We start from the raw sequence: 19,716 nt of genomic DNA on the forward strand, positions 1-19,716 counted from the left end.
GGGGCTACGTCAAATTCAGCCAACGCCGTTATCCAATTTTTGGCGAAGGAATTTTTCAAGAAACTTCGGATTCACGACACTAGATCCAGGAACGGGTTAAGGTCAGCGCCATCAGACTGATAACACTGAATGCAAATATTTTTTGTAACCGAGCTCCGGCTACACGGGTGGCAACCAAAGTCCCGACTAAAATGCCGGCGGTGCTTCCCACTGCTGTTTCAAACAACATCATGGGAGCAACTGTCGACGCCTGATGAATATGAAACGCAAAACCGGAAGCACTCACCAGAGCAATCACAAACAAAGAGGTCGCCACGGCCTGATGAATTCGCAAACCGGCAAACAGCGTTAACACTGGCACCACCACAAAGCCACCGCCGACACCAAACAACCCCGACAACAATCCGCAGACCCAACCGGCGACAGCCATAGGAATGGGCTTAGGCACCCTGTTTTCGATCTCGTGACCATCGTCCTGCGCCAGCGACGCTCGCACCACCTCGGTGTCCGCCTGTCGCCACATACGCAGGGCCAGAGTCGTTGCCATGACCACAAACCCGACAAGCAACAGCTGTTCCGGCAACTGGGCTGCCATCCAGCGTCCAACGGGCGCGCTGCTCATACCGGCCAGAGCCAGCAACAAGGCCGGCAACCACGCCAGATCACGTCCGGGCAACCTTAACAAGACGCCAACAAAAGCGGCAACACAGACCGCACCCAGGCTGATGCCCGTTGCCTCATTGATCGGCAGCCCCAACAGCAGCATCAGCAGTGGCACGGCAAAAATAGAGCCGCCGGCGCCGGTCAGCCCCAGGACCAGACCGATGCACAAGCCAACCAAAAGCGTCACCCGATTGCCACCTTAGACAAGTCACCATTGGTTTCTTGAGCGGGCATAACCTCTTGCGGTAACACAAACCAACGCAAGGCTTCTGCGGCCGGCGGCAACTGCAAATGATAGACACTGTTCTCGGATCTCTCTCTCGTGAGTTCCTTTTCGGCCAGGGCCGTGAGAGCATTCAGATCAACTGTCGCGTCTGTCTCGCAAACGCTTGCATCGGATTCAGCGAAGCGGATATCTGTCAACCGGGTCGCCAGCCGGCGCTCGGAATCCTGATAACGCCACACTCCTGCTGCGGGATCAAAACGATAATACGGCAGCAATTTCCATCCGTGCTGTGCCACCAGTTCGATGGCACGCAGGAGGTACTCAAACGTATCTTCATCGATAAAATAATTAAAATTCAGTCGCACCCAACCCGGGCGCAGAATCATCTGACCCTCAAGCATCTGAGTTTCCAAGGCTTTACTGTAGGCCATGTCCATGCCCAGCAGACTGTGCCCATAGGGTCCGGCACAGGAACAGCCGCCACGGGCCTGAATACCAAACAAGTCATTGAGCAAGGCCACCACAAACCCATAGTGCAGATCCTTCCCGTGGTGCCTGATACGCAGTGATGTGATGGAAAGCCGAGGCACATCCGGATTACCCAAAACTTCAATATTTTCGCAGAGCCCCCAGCGTTCGGTGGCACGGCGTACAAACTCCTCCTCCCGCCGCTCGATCTCATCAGTACCCACATCCTGCTGCAGCTTAAACACCAAACCGGCGCGAATTGACTCAACGATGGCCGGCGTACCCCCCTCCTCGCGACGTTCGGCAGCGTCGATATAACGGTGATCTTCGGGAGTAACGTAAACCACAGTGCCGCCACCGGGAACGGCGGGCACCCGATTGTTCAGCAAGGCTTTCTTGACCACCAGAACGCCCGGAGTGCCGGGACCGCCAATAAATTTATGCGGTGAAATAAACACCGCATCCTTGCTGGTGTCCCCCTGTTCATTCTGGACACCGGTCATATCAATGCTCACATAAGGAGCCGCTGCCGCATAATCCCAAAACGAGAGCGCCTCGTGCTGATGCAGCAAACGGGCGACCGCTTGCACATCGGTTTTCACACCGGTGACATTGGACGCCGCCGAAAAACTGCCAATTTTCAGCGGGCGCTGACGATAACGTTTCAATTGCTGTTCCAGAACAACCGTATCCAGCTGACCTTGGGCATTTAACGGAATCGTTACCAAGTCTGCGATACTTTCCCGCCAGGGCAACTCATTGGAGTGGTGCTCATAGGGGCCGATAAAAACCACCGGCCTTTCTGCTTCCGCAATCCGCTGCCTGAACTGATGGCGTTGATCCAGATCCGCCGGCAGACGCAGATTCAGAATATCAATCAGTTTGTGAATGGCGGCGGTCGCACCGGAGCCACAAAAAATCACCGCATCCTGCTCCCCCGCATTCACTGCCGTGCGAATCATGTCGCGGGCCTGCTCGCGCAGGGCGGTTGTCTGAGCGCCAGTGTATGAGGTCTCGGTATGGGTATTGGCGTAATACGGCAACACCTGGTTGCGAATAAAGTCTTCGATCTGCGTGAGACTGCGACCAGAGGCCGTATAGTCGGCATATACAAGGGGCTTGCGGCCAAAGGGCGTATCAATGGGTTGACGCTCGCCAATAACGGAACGTCGGATACTGCGGATAAGAGCGCTGTTTGCTGGTGTCTGCTCGGACATATTCCCGGATCCTCAAAGTTGTCCTGTACGCTGTCGGCACAAGACCATGGCAATGACGGGAAAAATTGTAGGCGTGTCAGAGGAGCACAATGTTCCTATTTGGACCGGAAATACAAGAAAAATCGGTACGCTGTTTCGAAATAGAGAGCTGAAGCTAGAAAAGCACCCGCTGCATGGACCTCAAATGGTCCACCGCGGGATAAAGGGCACCACAGAGAGCACCCAAGAACAGACAAAACGTCAATCCGTAAGACGCAATCAGAGACTGCCGATGGCCGCCACTGCGTGCTCAAAATTCAGATCATTAAAGCCGGACAGATTTACCCGCCCGTTATCCACGATATAAAGCCCGTGCTCACTGCGCAGATAGCGAATTTCGCTCACGGACAGTGGGAACAGAGCAAACATACCCTTGCCCTTGAGCAGGAACTCCCATTTGCGCCCACCGGCCGCTTCAGAAAGCGAGTGAAACAGTCGGCGACGCACCCCACGAATGCGATCACCGATGGACTCCAACTCACCTTGCCATTCCAGGCGCAACTGTTCGTGATTGAGGATGCGTCGCACAAGGCTGGCGCCATGGGCCGGGGGTGTAAAGTAATGGCGGGTCGCCAGCTGCATCCACTGCTTTTCCACAATGCCGCGCTGTGTCTCTCCCGCGGTCATCGCCATCACCATGCCCGTGCGGTCCCGATAGAGACCAAAATTCTTAGAGCAGGTATAGCAAAGCAGCAATTCGGGCATACGCTCAGCCATAATCCGCAAACCCTGACGGTCGGCGTCCAGGCCGTCGCCAAGGCCGTGATAGGCCATATCAATCAGCGGCAACAGCCCGTGCTGCAAGCAGAAATCCGCGAGCCGCCCCCACTCTTCAAGATTCAAGTCCAACCCCGTCGGATTGTGGCAACTGACCTGAAGCAGAACCGCATCGCCGGCCTTGGCAGCTCGCAGACTTTCCAGCATCGCCTCAAAGCCCAGTGGACCCAGTTCGGGATCATAATAGGCGTAATTTTGCTGCCGCAGACCCGCCGCAGACGCAATCGGGCGGTGAACCTGCCAAGTGGTGTCACTTAACCACAGGGTGGTATCGGCATTGTTTTCAGCAAGCAGTTCGAACGCCAGACGCAGTGCCCCAACGCCGCCGGGCGTCTGAGCGCAGGCCAGACGGCCCCTGACCTCACTGGCCAGGTCTTCACCCATGGCCAGCCCTGTGATCGCCTCGCAAAATGCCAGATCCCCGAGAGGGCCGATATAAGCCTTATCTTCTTCAGTATCCACCCGCCATTGCTCCGCGTGCTTGACCGCGCTGAACACCGGTGAACGGTTAAGGTGATCGCGATAAACACCGATCCCCAGATCAATCTTGTTATCGCGGGGATCCTGGCGAAACTGCTGCAACAATTCAAAAATCGGATCTTCGCCGACCTGGGCGCTGCTCGCTCCCAACAGCGGCGCCTGAGTGACAGCCTGTGAAATATTCATAAATGAATTCACAACTCAGCTCGCCTTTTTGTCGCCGATGACGCCACGCTCCAGCTGGTCGCGCTCGATTGATTCAAACAGGGCTTTAAAATTACCTTCGCCGAAACCTTCGTCGTGCTTGCGCTGGATAAACTCAAAGAACACAGGCCCTACCAGGGTATCGGAGAAAATCTGCAGCAACAGACGCGGTTGACCACCTTCGGTGGTACCGTCTAACAGAATACCGCGGCTTTCGAGTTCGGAAACCGGCTCACCATGACCGGGCAAACGCTCTTCCAGCATTTGGTAATAGGTGGCGGGCGGTGCCGGCATAAACTTCATGCCCTGAGCCTTCAACTTATCGTAGGCTAGCAGCAGATCGTCACAGGCAAAGGCGATGTGCTGAATGCCCTCGCCGTTGTAGGCCATCAGAAACTCTTCAATTTGGCCGCCGTGGGAGGCCTCTTCGTTCAACGGAATACGAATGCGGCCATCAGGCGCGGTCATGGCCTTGGACAGCAAACCGGTGTATTCGCCTTTGATATCGAAATACCGGATTTCCTTGAAGTTAAAGATCCGCTCGTAGAAGTTAGCCCAAAACTCCATACGACCGCGATAAACATTGTGGGTCAGATGATCGATCACCTTAAAGCCACACCCCTCGGGCTTGCGATCCACGCCGTCAAGAAAGACAAAATCAATGTCATAGATAGAGGAGCCTTCCCGGTAGCGATCAATCAGGTACAGCGGCGCTCCACCAATACCTTTGATGGCCGGCAATCGCAGTTCCATGGGACCCGTGGGGACGTCGATGGGCTGGGCACCCAGCTCCAGGGCTCGCTTGTAGGCCGCCTGGGCGTCTTTGACCCGAAACGCCATGCCACAGGCGGATGGACCGTGTTCTTCGGCGAAGTAGCTGGCGTTGCTGTTGGGCTCGTAGTTGAGGATGAAGTTGATGTCACCCTGACGATAGAGCACGGTATCTTTGGAGCGGTGCTTGGCGACCAGGGTGAAACCCAGGGCCTCGAAGATAGGCTCCAAAACGCCCCTTTCCGTCGATGCGAATTCCACAAATTCGAAACCATCCAATCCCATTGGGTTTTCAAACAAGTCAGCCATAGTCTCCTCCCGGACAAAGTCAGATGATAAGTATGAGGTACTTATCAATGATTAGTTGCTATGCCAACAATTATCAGTTGGGAGAGCAACTAATGTCAAGCATTGTGGTTATCTGTACGTGAACGGAGTGGCAAGTCTGGTCATTTTACCCCATTCAAAGAATAACAATGGGGCACAAAACTCGACCTGCTGCTGTGTAGAAGGTGGCCGGGGTGTTGTTTTCGGTGCGTAAAAGAGGAGCGCTGAATGAGCAAAAGAGACCAGCGCTTTTTGCTGGGCTCTTTTGGGAATGAAGGAACCCCGGAGGGGCGCCCGACAGCACCGAAAACAACACCCCTGCCGCCGCTTGAGGCACAAAACCAGAAGCCACGAACACCAAAAACCTACTTGGCAAACGGCTGCTGACTCAAAAGCTCCTTGATAGGATACCCGGAAAACACCTTACTCTGCTTCATAATCACATGCGTCACTACATTGGAAATCTCCGGACACTCCTGAATCAGCGAATTGGTCAAGGTCATATAATGACTCATATGGGTACAGGCAAAACGCACTATAAAATCGCAGCCACCACTCACCGTAAACGCCTCCAGCGCCTCCGGCATTGCCTCCACCCGCTTCTCCAAAAACCGAAAGGCATCCGGCGCATGAGTGCCCAGGGAAATTGTGGCGATACACTGTACCGGCGCGCACAAACGCTCGATATTCACCATCCCCATAAACCCCATCAGCCAGCCATCATCCTGCAGCTTCTGCAACCGCTGATGACAGGCACTGGCCGACAGATTCACCTGCTCCGCCAACTCTTTGTTGGTCATACGCCCGTTGTCCTGCAAAGTCTGCAAGATCTTCAAATCCAGGCGATCAAGGGATTGTGCCGTATTATTCATAAAGGGTTTTCCAGTCAAAATCATCCGGGATGCTGCCATCCCACAAAGAAGTATAGTGAATACGCCGCCATAATTGATCAGTTTCGATCAACATAAATGACAGTTTTCCCTGCCAGTCTATGCCCTGTTGATGCCACCGCCTCGGCTTCGCTGGACTTCGCCACCGGCCAAAACCGGGCAGTGTGCATCAACCTTGCTATGCTTAAGTTCAAACAACAGGGGCACTCCTTCCAGCAAGGAGCACGAGTTAGGATGACAAAAAAACAACGCAAACAACCCGGTTGGTGGTCGCTGATCTTCGGGGTCATCTTCCCCGCCGCCGTCATACTGTTGGAACTCGTTTTCAAACTTTGCGCCGAAGCCTTCTTCGACCCCATTCCCACGCTGTTGCATAAACTTATCGTCTTTATCGTGCCCCTCGCCAACCTGATGTTGTGGTTGCGGCTGCGCAAAATCCACATAGGTGATACCCGCCTGCTGGGGTTGCTCGCCAGTGTGTCATTGGGGGTCTCCGGCTTTTACGCATTAATCTTCCTGCCATTATCACCACTCGCCGTTATCGCCATCCTGGTCTACGGTATGGGGTTGTTACCTCTTGCACCTCTGATCTCCTTCGGCATCAACAGCAACCTCTATCGCCGCTTTCGTGCCGCCCAGGAAGCTGACTCCCCGAGCTACCTGTGGCACGGCATCGGTCTGGCCCTGCTGGTTCTGATCGCCCTGGATATTCCCGGCACTGCCACCCAGCTGGGTATGCAGTGGGCCGCCGAACACGACAGCGACGTCAGCCGCAGAGGCATTAAAATGCTGCGCCTGATCGGTGACGAAGACATCCTTCTGCGCCACTGCTATGTGGGAACCCGGCAGATCACCGGCCCCCTCGGGATCGCCATGCTGTTAACCCAACGCAAGCACATTCCCGAATCCAAATCCCGGGAGATTTTTTACCGGGTTACCGGCGAACACTTTAATACCCGCCCCGTCCCCTACCGCGGCCGCCAGTGGGCCCGCTTCGGCGATCTGCGCTTTGATACCGACCAGGGCGGCTCCCGGGTGGGTGGTCGCGTCAAAGATTTGAATCTATTGTCCTCCCGACTCGACGGCTCTTTAAGCGCCGAACACGGCGTTGCCTATATGGAGTGGACGTTTGAGTTCGGCAATGACTCACGTCGCCAGCAGGAGGCGCGCCTGCAGTTGGCTCTGCCTCCCGGAGCCGTTGTCTCCCGCGCTACCCTCTGGATCGAGGGCGAGGAACGGGAGGCGGCCTTTGCCGGTCGCGGTCAGGCCCGGCAGGCCTACCAAAGCATCGTGCGCGCCCGAAGAGACCCACTACTGGTAACCAATGCCGGCCCCGACCGAATTCTGGCGCAGGCGTTTCCTATTGCCCCCAACGGCGGTCGTATCAAATTTCGTCTCGGTATCACTGCCCCTCTGGGCCTGCAACAACAGGGTAACGCCCGCCTGGTGCTGCCGGCCATTGTCAATCGCAATTTCAATATCAATCGATCATTGCGTCACGCCATCTGGTTCGAAAGCGAAACACCAGTGAGCAGCAGTGTGCGCGACATCCAGTTACATCGCCCTGATGGGAAACAGCATCGCCTGACCGCCGAGCTGACCGATGCCGCGATGACGTTTCCCAGGGTGACCCTCTCCAGTGTTCGTGACACCACCAACAGTAAATGGCTCAGTCGCTTCAAAGGCGGCGCAACCGTTAAACAAGTGGCGACAGAAATTCCCAATCAAGTTCCCGACGCATTAATGCTGGTGGTGGACGGCTCAAAAACCACCGCTGCCGCCAGAGGCCAAATCCAGGATGCACTTAAGGCGATCCCGGTCGGAACCCGTGTCGGCCTGCATATCGCCGGCGAGCACCCGGTGGCACTGCCTCCGCAACCCTGGGCGGACATCCATCGCGATCGGGTGTTAGACCATATCGCTGCAGCCGAATTTGTCGGCGGGCAGGATAACGGCGAAGCACTGGCCAACGGCATTTTGGCGCTGGAGCCATACCCGAATGCCCTGCTGCTTTGGATCCATGGTCCGCAGCCCGTTCGTTTCAGCCACAGCCAGGCAAAACTCACGCAGTTAATGGACCGTTTACATCGATTCCCACGTATCGCCCTATACAGTTTGCAGCCCGGCCCCAACCTCCTTGTGGAAGACCCCCAATGGAGCCTGTGGGCTGGTAACTGGCCCAGGCTCTCCACACCCGATAGCGACCTTGCCTATTACCTGAAACAGACCTTCAGCGCTTTGCCGAAACTGACGATGACCCTGTCGGTTGCCGGCAATAACGACACAGGCGCGCCTGGCTCAACTCATATGGCCCGTCTCTGGGCACTGAATATGGTCAACAATCTCTTGCGCCAAGATTTCAGCGGTCACCAAAAGCGAGCCATTGCACTTTCCGTGCAATATCAACTGGTCACTCCCGTCAGCGGCGCGGTGGTTCTCGAAAACGCGCAACAGTACGAGCGCAATAACCTGCAACCGGTGGACGCCAATACCGTGCCCACCATTCCCGAAGCCCGCCAGTGGATACTGGCTCTGATGATTCTGGCCCTATTGTTATGGATGCTGCGTCGACACTCACCCAGCTTCAATTCCACCGTCTGAGCCAGCTGGCGGCCTTACTCACGCTTCAGGTGCTGTCCTGTTGGAATTCGTGGCTGTGGTACTGGCAGCGCATGGCGGCGTCACCCCAGGAAGGCATGGTGATGTTCGGTTTGCTCATTTTACTGCTGATCGCCCTCGTAAAAAATCTCCCCGCGCAAAGCAGTCGTGATCCTATTTCGTTTTACCCACTGACGACGTTGCTTCTTTGCTATGGCATCGCACATTTGCTAGGTGCTCCGGCCTTAATCCGTGCAGCTCTGGCCATTCTTCCCATTTTGTATACGCTGTATGTTGCCGCGTTTGGTCGTCGGCCACCGCTCTCCTTTTGGAGTCTGGCCGTTCTTGCGCTACCGGTCTTGCCCTCGCTGCAGTTCTACCTCGGTTATCCGGCCCGCCTGGTTTCCGCCAGCCTAACGGTGCCGCTGCTCAACATCAACGGCTTTGACGTTCAGCGCCAGGGTACTTATCTAATGTGGCAGGGCGACATGTTGCAGTTTGACGCACCCTGCAGTGGCATCACTATGCTCTGGGGCGGCTGGTTTCTCTGTTCGGCGCTGGCATTTGGACTGCGCCTTAACACCTGGCTGACGATATTGGCTCTGTGTCTTGCCCCCTTGTTAGTGCTGTTCGCCAATGTACTGCGAGCCAGCAGTTTGTTTTATATCGAGTTTAATCCTGCTATCTCATTACCTGCCTGGAGCCACGAAGGGGTCGGGGCAGCCGCCTTTGTTTTTGTCGCCCTGCCTTTGGCCTGGACTTTACATCGGAGTGAACGATGGCTACATCAATAAGCTCACACACGGGCATCGCGATCTTTTGTTTCGCGGCCCTGTTCGCTACCCTCGCGCCCTTTGTATCCGGAGTAGTGGCTCCCGGTAATCCATCACCCGCCACCTTCCACGGCTGGCCCAGCCATTTCCAGGGCCGGCCTCTGAGACCACTGCAATTAACCCCGCGAGAACGTCAATTTGCTCGTCAGTTTCCCGGCCATATTGGCCGCTTCAGCGACGGCCAGCGAGAAATTATTATCCGCTGGGTAAATCGCCCGACCCGGCGTTTGCATCCTGCCGCCGACTGCTTTCGGGGCATCGGTTATGCAGTGACGCCGCTCGCTATTGGTCACAGCCCCCAGGGCACCCCCATGGGGTGTATGACGGCAACACAGGGCGCTGAGCGATTAAAGGTCTGCGAGTACCTGGAGGATAGCAACGGCAACAGCTGGTCCGATATTTCCTCCTGGTACTGGGATGCCTCACTGGGCTCGGACAACGATGGCTGGTATTCCTACGTCATTGCCGAACGCCTGATGAACTGAGCCTACTGCCCTGTCTGGCCCCCCACAACTTCGTCGATCGATTCGCCCAGTGCGGTCACCAACAGATCAATTTCCTCGCGGGAGATGGTCAGCGGTGGCGAAATTGCCAAGGTCGCAACGCTGGGCAGCGGCCTGATAATTACGCCTTTTTTGCGGGCCGCCTGACTCACTTTCAGCGGCCATTTTTCGGCCGTATCGGGCATGGTCCGATTATCTTTATCCAATACCAATTGGACACCGGCCAACAGACCTCGACCCCGAATCTCTCCCACATGGGCATGGTCTTCAAAGCGTTGCGCCAACTGGCGGTGCAGATAGGCTCCGTTTTCCTTCGCCTTTTCAACCAGACCTTCGTTCTCCAACAACTGCAAATTGGCCAAGGCCACCGCGCATCCCACCGGATGGCCGCTGTAGGTATATCCGTGGGAGAAAGCACCCAGTTGTTCAGAACCCTGCTTCAACACCTCCCAGATGGCGTCAGTCATAAAGGCCGCGGACATGGGGAAGTAGCCGCTGGTCAGGCCTTTGGCTGTACTGATCATGTCCGGCTCAAAGTCCAGCAGAGTGGAGCCAAACCAGCTGCCTGTACGGCCATAACCACACACCACTTCATCGGCCACCAACAGGATATCGTGCTGTTGCAGCAGTGCTTTCAACTTGGGGTAGTAGTCAGCCGGTGGCTCAATAATGCCCCCGGCGGCGTGGATGGGTTCCGCAAAGAACGCAGCAATATTATTCGCGCCCTCCCGCTCAATCAGTTGACGCACCTCATCGATCAATCGATCACAGAACTGGGCCTCGCTCTCACCAGCCAGGCCCCGTGTGTAAAAGTGCGGGCACTCGACCCGCAGGACAAAATCCAGCGGCAATGGAAACTCCCTGTGAAAACCACCCAGCCCGGTAAGACTGGCGGTACTGATGGAGGTACCATGGTAGGCTTGCTGGCGAGCAATCACCTTGGTTTTCCCGTGGTTGCCACGCAGCGCGTGATAGTGCCAGGCAATTTTCACCAGGGTGTCGTTAGCATCGCTGCCGCCGTTGCCGAAAAACACTTTGCCCATAACCGCCGGCGCGATTTGCAGGAGCTTCTGCGCCAGCTGCACCTGCCAGGGGTTAGAGGCATTGGAGAAGGTGTGATAATAACCCAGCTGTTCGGCCGCCTCTTTCATCACCTGAGCCAGTTCCTGACGACCATAGCCGGCGTTGACACACCAGAGTCCGCCCACGGCATCGAGCAGACGCCGGCCGTCCACATCTTCGACAAAGCAACCATTGCCGGAAACGATCATATCGGGACCGTTTTGCAGCAGTGCAGTAATGGATGAGGCCGGGTGCAGCAGCACATCGGCGTCCTGGCTGACAAGGGATTGAAGCTCTGTAGTCATAAGCGGTTCACTTCTACCGATACACAAATCACATCAGCATGGATGTGCTTATGCAGATGGGTTTTAACCGTCCCGGAGTGGGGCGATCCGATAGAATTTATTGTAGGTGTTCCCGGCAAAATGAAATCCTGAATTGCCCAAAAACGGCCGGATTAAATCCGCCCGTAGCGGTGCCACGAGGCTTGGCAGCCGTCTGTGACAGACACATAACGTCCCGACCGAAGAATGTTCGTCAATTGCGAACAACTTCAAAATCAAGTTCGTGCCCTGCGCAGGCAAACTGTTTCTCGTTATCTGGCGAGAATCGTTATGCAAAAGAACATTACCAATCAAGAACTGGAACTGCTGCAGCAGATCGACAGCCGACTGTCATTCATGCTCGATACGACAGTGGCCCTTTGTGACCTGAACTCCGGCAGTTACCACAAGGCGGGTATCGAAGCCGTGCAGACGCGCTTTCAGTCGCTGTTCAACGGCATCAGTGACAGCTATGAAGAACGGGAGCTGGCGCCAATTAAATGTATCGATGACAAAGGCGGTATCAGCTGGTATCAACCGGCGCCTATGCAGATCTTTCGCGCCCGTCCCCAGGCCCCGCTGCAGATTCTCTGCACCGGGCACAGCGATACGGTATTCCCGCAAGGCAGCTCCTTTGACCATTGCTGGACTGAGGATAACCGTCTGCGCGGCCCCGGCACGGCGGATATGAAAGGCGGCCTGGTCGCCCTGCACGAATGCCTGCGAGCCCTGCATCACTCCCCCTATCGGGATCGGTTTGGGTTTACCCTGGCGATCTCGCCCGATGAAGAAATCGGGTCACCCAGCTCCGCCCCCATATTGGCTGAGCTGGCCCAGAGCGCGGATTTCGGCCTCACCTTTGAACCCGCCCTCGCCGATGGCACCCTCGCCGGCGCCCGCAAAGGCAGCGGCAATTTTGTGCTGACGGCCAAGGGCCACAGTACCCATGCCGGGCGCGATTATTTTTCCGGTCGCAATGCAGTGGTAGCGATCGCCGAGGCGGCAGTTCGCCTCAGTCGTTTAAGTGATGAGCAGAGCGGCATCACCGTCAATATCGGCGCCATCGAAGGCGGAGGCCCGGTGAATATCGTTCCCGATAATTGCGTCTGTCGTTTTAATGTGCGCGTCTCCGAACCCGAGCAACAGCAGCAGATGCTGCAGGCCATTGACGCCATCAAAATGGACGTTGCACAGCACAGTGGCACAGAGCTGGAACTGCACGGCCACTTTAACCGCCCTCCAAAGCCCATGACTGCAGAGCAACAGGAAATGTTTGAGCTGTTGCAGCGCTGCGGTCAGCGCTTGGGCACCGATGTGCAGTGGCGCGCAACGGGTGGCTGCTGTGAGGGCAACAACCTTGCCGCGGCGGGCCTCCTCAATATCGACACCCTGGGCGTACGTGGCGCCAATATTCACAGCCACGACGAATACGCCTGCATCGACAGCTTTGTCGAGCGCGCTCAGCTCAGCGCCTTGTTTATCACTCAGCTGATCGAATTCAAGCAGCAGGACTGCACCGTCCAATCCTCAACCGAACAAGGAGCTTAACCATGTTGGTGATCCGACCCGTCGAAACACGCGATCTGGACGATCTGTTGGAACTGGCTCACAAAGCCGGCAAGGGACTTACCTCCCTGCCCGCCAACCCTGAGGCTCTGGAGAAAAGCGTGCACTTGTCCCAGCAAAGCTTCGCCCGCGACACCCCTCACGCGGATGATTACTTTTTGCTGGTGATGGAGGATCTGCAACGGGAGAAAGTTGTCGGCACCTCCGGCGTTTATTCCCAAACCGGCGCCCGTCAGGCGTTTTACGCCTATCGCTTGATGTCAGTAACTCACTACTCACATTCTTTGACTAAAGAGACCCGCAGCGAGATGCTGCACCTGACCAACGACTACACCGATTGCTCCGAGGTGGGCACTCTGTTTCTGGACCCGGACTATCGCGGTAACGGCCACTGGTTGTCCCGGGCACGTTATTTGTTGATGGGACAATTCCAGCAGCGTTTTCAGAGCCATGTGATTGCCGAATTGCGCGGTTGCGTCGATGACAATGGCCGCAGTCCCTTCTGGGACGCCATTGGCCAGCACTTCTTCGATATGGATTTCGACACGGCTGATCAACTTTGCGGCACCGGTTCCAACCAGTTTATTACCGAATTGATGCCCAAACACCCCATCTATACTTGCATGCTGCCGGCCGCCGCTCGTGAAGTGATCGGCAAACCCAACGCCGCCGGTAGTCGCGCCCTGGAGCTGTTGGAACAGGAAGGCTTTGAATACGACAAGGTAGTGGACATTTTTGACGGCGGTCCTCTGGTCAAAGCTCGCATCAGTCGCTTGAAAAGCGTACGTCGCATTGAACAGGGCAGCGCCGCCAGCACTTCCGAAAAGCTACTGACTGAACCCACCCTGATTGCCACCAGTGAGCTGGAGAACTTTCGTGTGATCCACAGTCGTCTGACACGCAATGGCGACGGCGTGGTGAAACTCAAGTCTGCGGATCTGGAAGCGCTGAACGCCGATCCCGGAACTTTGCTGCGCTTTATTCAGCGCTGAGGAGTCATAATGAATAACAACGCACAATTTATTGATGGCAAGTGGCTGACGGGGAATGGTGAGCCACTGAGTTCAATTGACCCGGCCAGCGGAGATCACGTCTGGCAAAAAAACGCGGCCGATGGAGAGCAAGTACAACTCGCTGTAGTCGCTGCCAAGAAAGCGCAATCGACCTGGGCACTCACGCCGCTGCAACAGCGCATTGAAATTGTCGAACGTTTCGCCCGCTTGCTCAGAGACAATAGCGAGTCACTGGTCCGGAGCATTTCTCTGGAAACCGGCAAACCCGACTGGGAAGCCGCTACCGAAGTGGGCGCCATGGCCAACAAGGCAGCCATCAGTGTCCGTGCTCAGCAGGAGCGTGCCGGTGAAATCGATAAACAACACTTGCGCCTGCGCCACCGCCCCCATGGTGTAATGGCGGTATTCGGTCCCTATAATTTTCCCGGCCATTTGCCCAACGGACACATTATTCCCGCACTGCTGGCGGGCAATACCGTAGTGTTCAAACCCAGCGAACAGACTCCCTGGGTGGCCGAAAAGACGGTTGAGTTATGGCACCAGGCCGGCCTGCCCGCTGGCGTGCTCAATCTGGTCCAGGGCGCTCGCGCAGTGGGCCAAGCCTTAAGCCAGTCCCCCATCGACGGCTTACTGTTTACCGGTTCCTCCAGCACCGGCAAATTGCTGCACCAGCAGATGGCCGAACGCCCCGAAGTGCTGCTGGCCCTGGAAATGGGCGGTAATAATCCATTGATTGTGGACGCGGATATCAATATCGACGCCGCCGTCAATATCATTCTGCAGAGCGCTTACCTGAGTGCCGGCCAGCGCTGTACCTGTGCACGCCGACTGGTGGTGATAGAAAACGCTCAGACCGAGGCATTGATTGAACAGCTTCGCTCCGCCGCCACCCGCATCATTGTGGACCGCCACGACGCCTCACCGGAGCCGTTTATGGGGCCGGTGATTAACCAACAAACTGCGACGGCGTTGCTGGCAAAAGAGGCAAACCTGCGTGAGGCCGGAGCCCGGGTATTGGCATCGATGCAGCCGCAACGGGCAAACAGCAATTTACTGCAGCCGGGTTTAATTGATGTGACCACCCTGGCCCAGCGCGAGGACGAAGAATGGTTTGGGCCTCTGCTGCAAGTGATCCGGGTTGCTGACTTCGACACCGCCATCACCGAGGCCAATAACACCCGCTTTGGATTGGCCGCCGGGCTGATCAGTGACAACGCCGAACACCAACAGCGGTTTTGCGCGCTCATCCGCGCCGGTGTGGTCAGCGTCAATCAGCCCACCGCCGGCGCCTCCAGTGAAATGCCCTTTGGCGGCGTGGGTGCCAGCGGCAATCATCGCCCCAGCGCCTACTACGCCGCCGACTACTGTGCCTGGCCTCAAGCCCAAAGCCATGGCACCAACACCACCGCACAACACACCCCACTGGTTCGAGGAATCCGTGTATGACCGCTTACGAAGTCAATTTTGACGGCCTGATCGGCCCCAACCATAACTACAGTGGCCTGGCCTTTGGCAACCTGGCCTCATCGCGCAACGCCCGCAATACCTCCAGCCCCCGCCAGGCAGCACTGCAGGGGCTGGAGAAAATGCGGACGCTGCATCACCTGGGCTATCGGCAGGGGTTCTTGCTGCCACAACTGCGTCCGGACGTCGCCACCTTAAGGCGCCTGGGTTTCAGCGGCGGCGATCGCAGCATTATCAACAAAGCCGCACGCCAGGCGCCGCAACTGTTGTCGATGATCTACTCCGCCTCCAGCATGTGGGCCGCCAACGCCGCGACTGTCACGCCATCGGCCGACAGCGCTGACGGCCGCCTGCACTTTACCCCGGCCAATCTGGTGACGACCTCGCACCGGGCGATCGAACACCCACAGACGCAACGCTGTCTGGAAACCGTGTTCGCAGATCCGGATAAATTTGCAGTGCATCAGGCGCTGCCATCGCAAAATCGTTTTGCCGACGAAGGCGCTGCCAATCATACCCGTCTGAGTGCGGGCTATGGCGAACGCGGTGTGGGGTTGTTTGTTTATGGTCGCGACAATCGCACCAATCTTTCCTCGTTACATTTTCCCGCCCGCCAAACGCTGGAAGCCAGCGAAGCCGTAGCACGCCAGCATGGCATTAGCGAGCGGGCCGTGTTTCTGCAACAAAGTGCCGAAGCCATTAATGCCGGTGCGTTTCATAACGACGTTGTGGCCGTGGGCAATGGAACCGTGCTGTTCTTCCACGAACAGGCGTTCGAGGCACAATCCCAGGCTGACGCCTTTGCGGACCTTAGCGAGCGGCTGCCCCTGCAACCGGTTTGTGTACCGCGGGACCAAGTCTCCCTGGAAGATGCCATCAGCAGTTACCTGTTCAACAGTCAGCTGTTAGCCGATGCCGACGGCAACCTGGAACGCATGCGCCTGATCGCTCCGACGGAATGCCGGGATAACCCGGCAGTCAACGCGTATCTCGCGCAGCTGGCGGAAGACAACAGCCAACCAATTGGCGATGTGGAATTTGTGGACGTACGCCAGAGCATGAGCAACGGCGGCGGCCCCGCGTGCCTGCGTTTGCGTGTGGTACTGACGGAAGAAGAATTGGCGGCCGTTAACCCCGCCTTTATGTTGGACGACACCCGCATCGATCAGTTGCAGGCCTGGGTCAATGACTACTACCGCGATGAGCTGGACCCCTCAGAACTGAAAGACCCGGACTTTCTCAACGAGTGTTACACCGCTTACGATGCGCTGACCCAAGTATTGGGCATTGGCAGCTACTACGACTTCCAACACGCCTGATCGAAAAACGTTGACTCCACCACCCTGTGCCAACTCCTCTCTGCTGGAGAACGGGGTGGGCTTTTTGATCACTTCTCTCGACGACCCAACAACACCTCGGTATCGCGAATAGTCCGGCGCAAGGCATGGCGTGTCCGATTCAGCGCCGACATGCATTCTGAACGGGACAAATGCGTGCCCATCTTATTGGAGTTACCCAAATTGGTTCGCGACTGACGGTACGCAGCCCGTGTCCGTCTCAGCGCGCGTCTGGCCCTGGCCAGTTGCAAACGCCGCAATACACGGGGCGGAACAGTGATAGGAGCGTACTGATTGGCGGGCTGTTCCGCGATCGTTTGTTGCGGGATAAATTGTTCAATATCTATCCGGTGAGGCGGAATCGGCTGAGGAGACGCAGTGTAGCTGTACAACATATAACCTACTGACCAGGGGCCTGCTCAAGAGTGACACCAACGACTCAATAGTCAGCCCCAAAAAAGGCGGCGATTATACGCACAAGCCGAGTCCAACTACAAATTCCGGGGCAATATGGTAGAGTAGCCCGCTTGCGAATACAGGACGACCCCATAGATGTCACAGAGCTTTCAAACCCAGGGTGAAATTCACTCCATTGGCGAAACCACCGAATACGGCAAGAACGGCTTCACCAAGCGTGAATTCGTGATCAAACTGACCGGCCCCGACGAAAACAGCAGTTACCCCAACTACATTGCACTGGAGCTGATCAAAGACAAATGTGCCCTGCTGGACAGCTACAACATAGGCGACGAGATCCAGGTGCACTTCAATCTCTCCGGCCGCCTTTGGTCCGGCGGTGGCAAGGGTGAAAAATGCTTTACCAGCCTGCAGGCCTGGCGTATCGAAGGTGTATCGGCTGGGGCCAATGCAGGCATGCCGGACTACGGCAACGAGCCCGCTCCCGACTACGGCAATCTGCCTCCCGCTGGCAGCGCCTACGACGATGACGTGCCATTCTGAAATGGCTAATCAAGGGCCTGGCGCAGTGCCAGGCCATATTGAGGAAACACTGAGATATTGTTGTGGCCAGCCCCGGTCACTGACACCACCCTAGGCGCCCGACCATCAAATGCCTGCACCAGACTCAGGGTACGGACTTCAGGAATCACCTCATCGCGCTCGGCATAAATGACGGTAGTGCTGGCACTGATGTCAGCGACACGCTCCAGAGATCGATACTTATCCCACAGCAACCAACGGACCGGAAACATCCAATAAATAGACTGGGCCAGATTCTCAATACTGTCATAGGGTGTCACCAGCACCAGCCTTGTCACCTCTCTGCGGCTGGCCACAAAGGTTGCCACACCAGAGCCCAGACTGCGCCCCATTAACGCCACCTCGGCGTACTGCCCCTGAACCGCGTCGTAAACCTGCAGCGCATCGGTATAGAGCTTTTTCTCGCTGGGCGAACCGCTGCTTGGGCCATAGCCCCTATAGGGAATCAGATAAACACTGTAGTCCGGCAACAGTGATCGAAACTGGTCCAAGTTGTATTCCACGCTTTCGGCGTTGCCACCGTAGTACAGCAGGGCTTTTGTCTGCCCGCCATTCAGCAGCCAGCCCTGCAGTCTCGCCCCGTCCGCATCAAAACCGATATCCACCACTCCCGGCTCCACGCCCGCAGGTATGGATATTGCCGATGGCGGCATATAAAGGAACTTGCGCTGCAGCACAAACAGCATCAGGCAGCAGACGGTGTAGATCAGCGCAATGGATATCAGAGTGCTTTTCATCCTATTGACAGTAGCAAGGTTCGCCGGATCTGAACAGCAACTGCGGTGGGCCAACAGTTATTAACCAAAATCCCATTGCCTGGAACAGCGCCTGGGCTATGATCGACAACACTGATCGACAACTGAAAGGACACTCCCATGGGCAAGTGGTACGGCGGCAACGACATTGACCCCAACGATGAACATCGCGACTGGCGCATGATCGACAAAATCATCGGCGAAACCTTTACCGAACAGAAGCGGGCCCGCCGCTGGGGGGTTTTCTTTAAAGCCGCCACCCTGGCCTATCTGGTGGTGATTTTGATTCTGGCCTACTCGGCCGGCCCCGGTGGTGCGGACCGCTCTGAAGATCACACCGCGCTTATCCGCATTGAAGGCCCCATTGCGGCTGACACAGAGGCCAATGCCAACGCCGTTGCGGGAGCGTTGCGTGACGCGTTTGATACTGAGGCCGTGCAGGGCATTATCCTGGCCATCAATACGCCCGGGGGCAGCCCTGTGCAGTCGGGTTATATCTACGATGAGATCAAACGTCTGCGCCAACAGCATCCGCACACCAAAGTATACGCAGTGATCAGCGATCTCGGCGCCTCCGGGGGGTATTACGTCGCCGCCGCGGCTGACGAGATCTACGCCGACAAGGCCAGCCTGGTGGGCTCCATCGGCGTCACGGCGTCCAGCTTTGGCTTTGTCGAAACCATTGAGAAACTGGGCATCGAACGGCGTCACTTTACCGCCGGCGAGCACAAGGCGTTCCTGGATCCCTTTAGCGATCTGAAGGAATCGGAAAAAGTCTTCTGGCAGGCGGTCCTGAATAGCACCCACCAACAGTTTATCAAGGCGGTAAAAGACGGCCGCGGCGAGCGTCTGAAAGAGAACGACCAGCTGTTCAGCGGCCTTATCTGGAATGGTGAACAGGCTCTGGAGCTGGGCCTGATCGACGGACTGGGCAGTGCCGGCCACGTGGCCCGCGAGGTGATCGGCACCGAGGACATAATCCTTTATGGCGGTCACAAACCCCTTTTGAAACGATTGACGGAGCAGCTGGGCGCTTCCATTGGCAACAGTTTCGGTCAGGGCGCTGCCAAGGCTCTGGGGTTGGAGCAGAGCTATCCGGTACAGTTTTGAGGCTTAATGGTCAATCGGGACTGGAAACCCTTCAAACCTATATTACACTTTTATGACAAACCATCGATGAGATAACCACCCCGGAAGGAAG

At 56.5% G+C, this 19,716-nt stretch carries 16 protein-coding genes; 9 read left to right on the forward strand and 7 right to left on the reverse strand.

From position 1 onward, the window contains the following. Nucleotides 1-79: 79 nt before the first annotated feature. From HBA55_RS17380 to HBA55_RS17400, 5 genes are all read right to left on the reverse strand, one after another. Nucleotides 80-850, reverse strand: coding sequence for a TSUP family transporter (locus tag HBA55_RS17380; RefSeq protein ID WP_166994001.1), 771 nt, complete (start codon nt 848-850; stop codon nt 80-82). Then, nucleotides 847-2,574 (reverse strand): aminotransferase class V-fold PLP-dependent enzyme, encoded by a 1,728-nt coding sequence (locus HBA55_RS17385; RefSeq protein WP_166994003.1) that lies wholly within the window; start codon nt 2,572-2,574, stop codon nt 847-849. Before HBA55_RS17385 ends, HBA55_RS17380 begins: the two co-directional genes overlap by 4 nt. A gap of 258 nt (nt 2,575-2,832) precedes the next feature. Beyond that, nucleotides 2,833-4,056 carry an amino acid aminotransferase gene (locus HBA55_RS17390; RefSeq protein WP_166994005.1) on the reverse strand — a complete coding sequence of 408 codons (1,224 nt, stop codon included), beginning with the start codon at nt 4,054-4,056 and terminating at the stop codon, nt 2,833-2,835. 15 nt (nt 4,057-4,071) lie between these two features. Then, nucleotides 4,072-5,154, reverse strand: a complete 1,083-nt coding sequence (gene hppD / locus HBA55_RS17395) for a 4-hydroxyphenylpyruvate dioxygenase (protein WP_166994008.1) — start codon at nt 5,152-5,154, stop codon at nt 4,072-4,074. Nucleotides 5,155-5,537: 383 nt separating this feature from the next. Next, on the reverse strand, nt 5,538-6,044 hold the full coding sequence (locus HBA55_RS17400) for an Lrp/AsnC family transcriptional regulator (protein ID WP_166994011.1): 507 nt from the start codon (nt 6,042-6,044) through the stop codon (nt 5,538-5,540). Between the two features lie 252 nt (nt 6,045-6,296). Between HBA55_RS17400 and HBA55_RS17405 the strand changes: the two genes are divergently transcribed. From HBA55_RS17405 to HBA55_RS17415, 3 genes are read left to right on the forward strand one after another with little or no spacing between them, the layout of a single operon-like run. Continuing rightward, complete coding sequence (locus tag HBA55_RS17405) at nt 6,297-8,663, forward strand: VIT domain-containing protein (RefSeq protein ID WP_166994013.1); 2,367 nt, start codon at nt 6,297-6,299, stop codon at nt 8,661-8,663. Beyond that, complete coding sequence (locus tag HBA55_RS17410; RefSeq protein WP_166994015.1) at nt 8,618-9,454, forward strand: archaeosortase/exosortase family protein; 837 nt, start codon at nt 8,618-8,620, stop codon at nt 9,452-9,454. Before HBA55_RS17405 ends, HBA55_RS17410 begins: the two co-directional genes overlap by 46 nt. Next, the gene (locus HBA55_RS17415) at nt 9,439-9,978 is read left to right on the forward strand and encodes a hypothetical protein (RefSeq protein WP_166994017.1); all 540 of its coding nucleotides are present in this window, start codon (nt 9,439-9,441) and stop codon (nt 9,976-9,978) included. Before HBA55_RS17410 ends, HBA55_RS17415 begins: the two co-directional genes overlap by 16 nt. A 2-nt stretch (nt 9,979-9,980) precedes the next feature. On the opposite strand, the gene HBA55_RS17420 is transcribed toward HBA55_RS17415, so the two are convergent. Beyond that, nucleotides 9,981-11,363 carry an aminotransferase family protein gene (locus tag HBA55_RS17420; protein ID WP_166994019.1) on the reverse strand — a complete coding sequence of 461 codons (1,383 nt, stop codon included), beginning with the start codon at nt 11,361-11,363 and terminating at the stop codon, nt 9,981-9,983. Nucleotides 11,364-11,672: 309 nt separating this feature from the next. On the opposite strand from HBA55_RS17420, the gene HBA55_RS17425 reads away from it, so the two are divergent. The 5 genes from HBA55_RS17425 to HBA55_RS17445 all read left to right on the forward strand — a co-directional run bounded on the left by HBA55_RS17425 (nt 11,673) and on the right by HBA55_RS17445 (nt 17,721). Continuing rightward, nucleotides 11,673-12,929 carry a hydrolase gene (locus HBA55_RS17425; protein WP_166994021.1) on the forward strand — a complete coding sequence of 419 codons (1,257 nt, stop codon included), beginning with the start codon at nt 11,673-11,675 and terminating at the stop codon, nt 12,927-12,929. A 2-nt stretch (nt 12,930-12,931) separates the two neighbouring features. Continuing rightward, nucleotides 12,932-13,939 carry an arginine N-succinyltransferase gene (locus HBA55_RS17430; protein ID WP_166994023.1) on the forward strand — a complete coding sequence of 336 codons (1,008 nt, stop codon included), beginning with the start codon at nt 12,932-12,934 and terminating at the stop codon, nt 13,937-13,939. A gap of 9 nt (nt 13,940-13,948) precedes the next feature. Beyond that, on the forward strand, nt 13,949-15,406 hold the full coding sequence (astD, locus tag HBA55_RS17435) for a succinylglutamate-semialdehyde dehydrogenase (protein WP_166994025.1): 1,458 nt from the start codon (nt 13,949-13,951) through the stop codon (nt 15,404-15,406). After that, complete coding sequence (gene astB / locus HBA55_RS17440) at nt 15,403-16,743, forward strand: N-succinylarginine dihydrolase (protein WP_166994027.1); 1,341 nt, start codon at nt 15,403-15,405, stop codon at nt 16,741-16,743. The genes astD and astB overlap by 4 nt, the downstream gene beginning before the upstream one ends. 570 nt (nt 16,744-17,313) lie before the next feature. Continuing rightward, nucleotides 17,314-17,721 carry a DUF3127 domain-containing protein gene (locus HBA55_RS17445; RefSeq protein ID WP_166994029.1) on the forward strand — a complete coding sequence of 136 codons (408 nt, stop codon included), beginning with the start codon at nt 17,314-17,316 and terminating at the stop codon, nt 17,719-17,721. A gap of 5 nt (nt 17,722-17,726) precedes the next feature. Here HBA55_RS17445 and HBA55_RS17450 read toward each other — a convergent pair whose 3' ends face one another. Next, nucleotides 17,727-18,497, reverse strand: a complete 771-nt coding sequence (locus HBA55_RS17450) for an alpha/beta hydrolase (RefSeq protein WP_166994031.1) — start codon at nt 18,495-18,497, stop codon at nt 17,727-17,729. 138 nt (nt 18,498-18,635) lie between these two features. Here HBA55_RS17450 and sppA point away from each other — a divergent pair, with 138 nt between their 5' ends. Further along, nucleotides 18,636-19,625, forward strand: a complete 990-nt coding sequence (gene sppA / locus HBA55_RS17455) for a signal peptide peptidase SppA (RefSeq protein WP_166994032.1) — start codon at nt 18,636-18,638, stop codon at nt 19,623-19,625. The last annotated feature ends 91 nt before the right edge of the window (nt 19,626-19,716 follow it).

The organism is Pseudomaricurvus alkylphenolicus (assembly GCF_011683955.1).
Classification (GTDB): Bacteria; Pseudomonadota; Gammaproteobacteria; order Pseudomonadales; family Cellvibrionaceae; genus Pseudomaricurvus; species Pseudomaricurvus alkylphenolicus.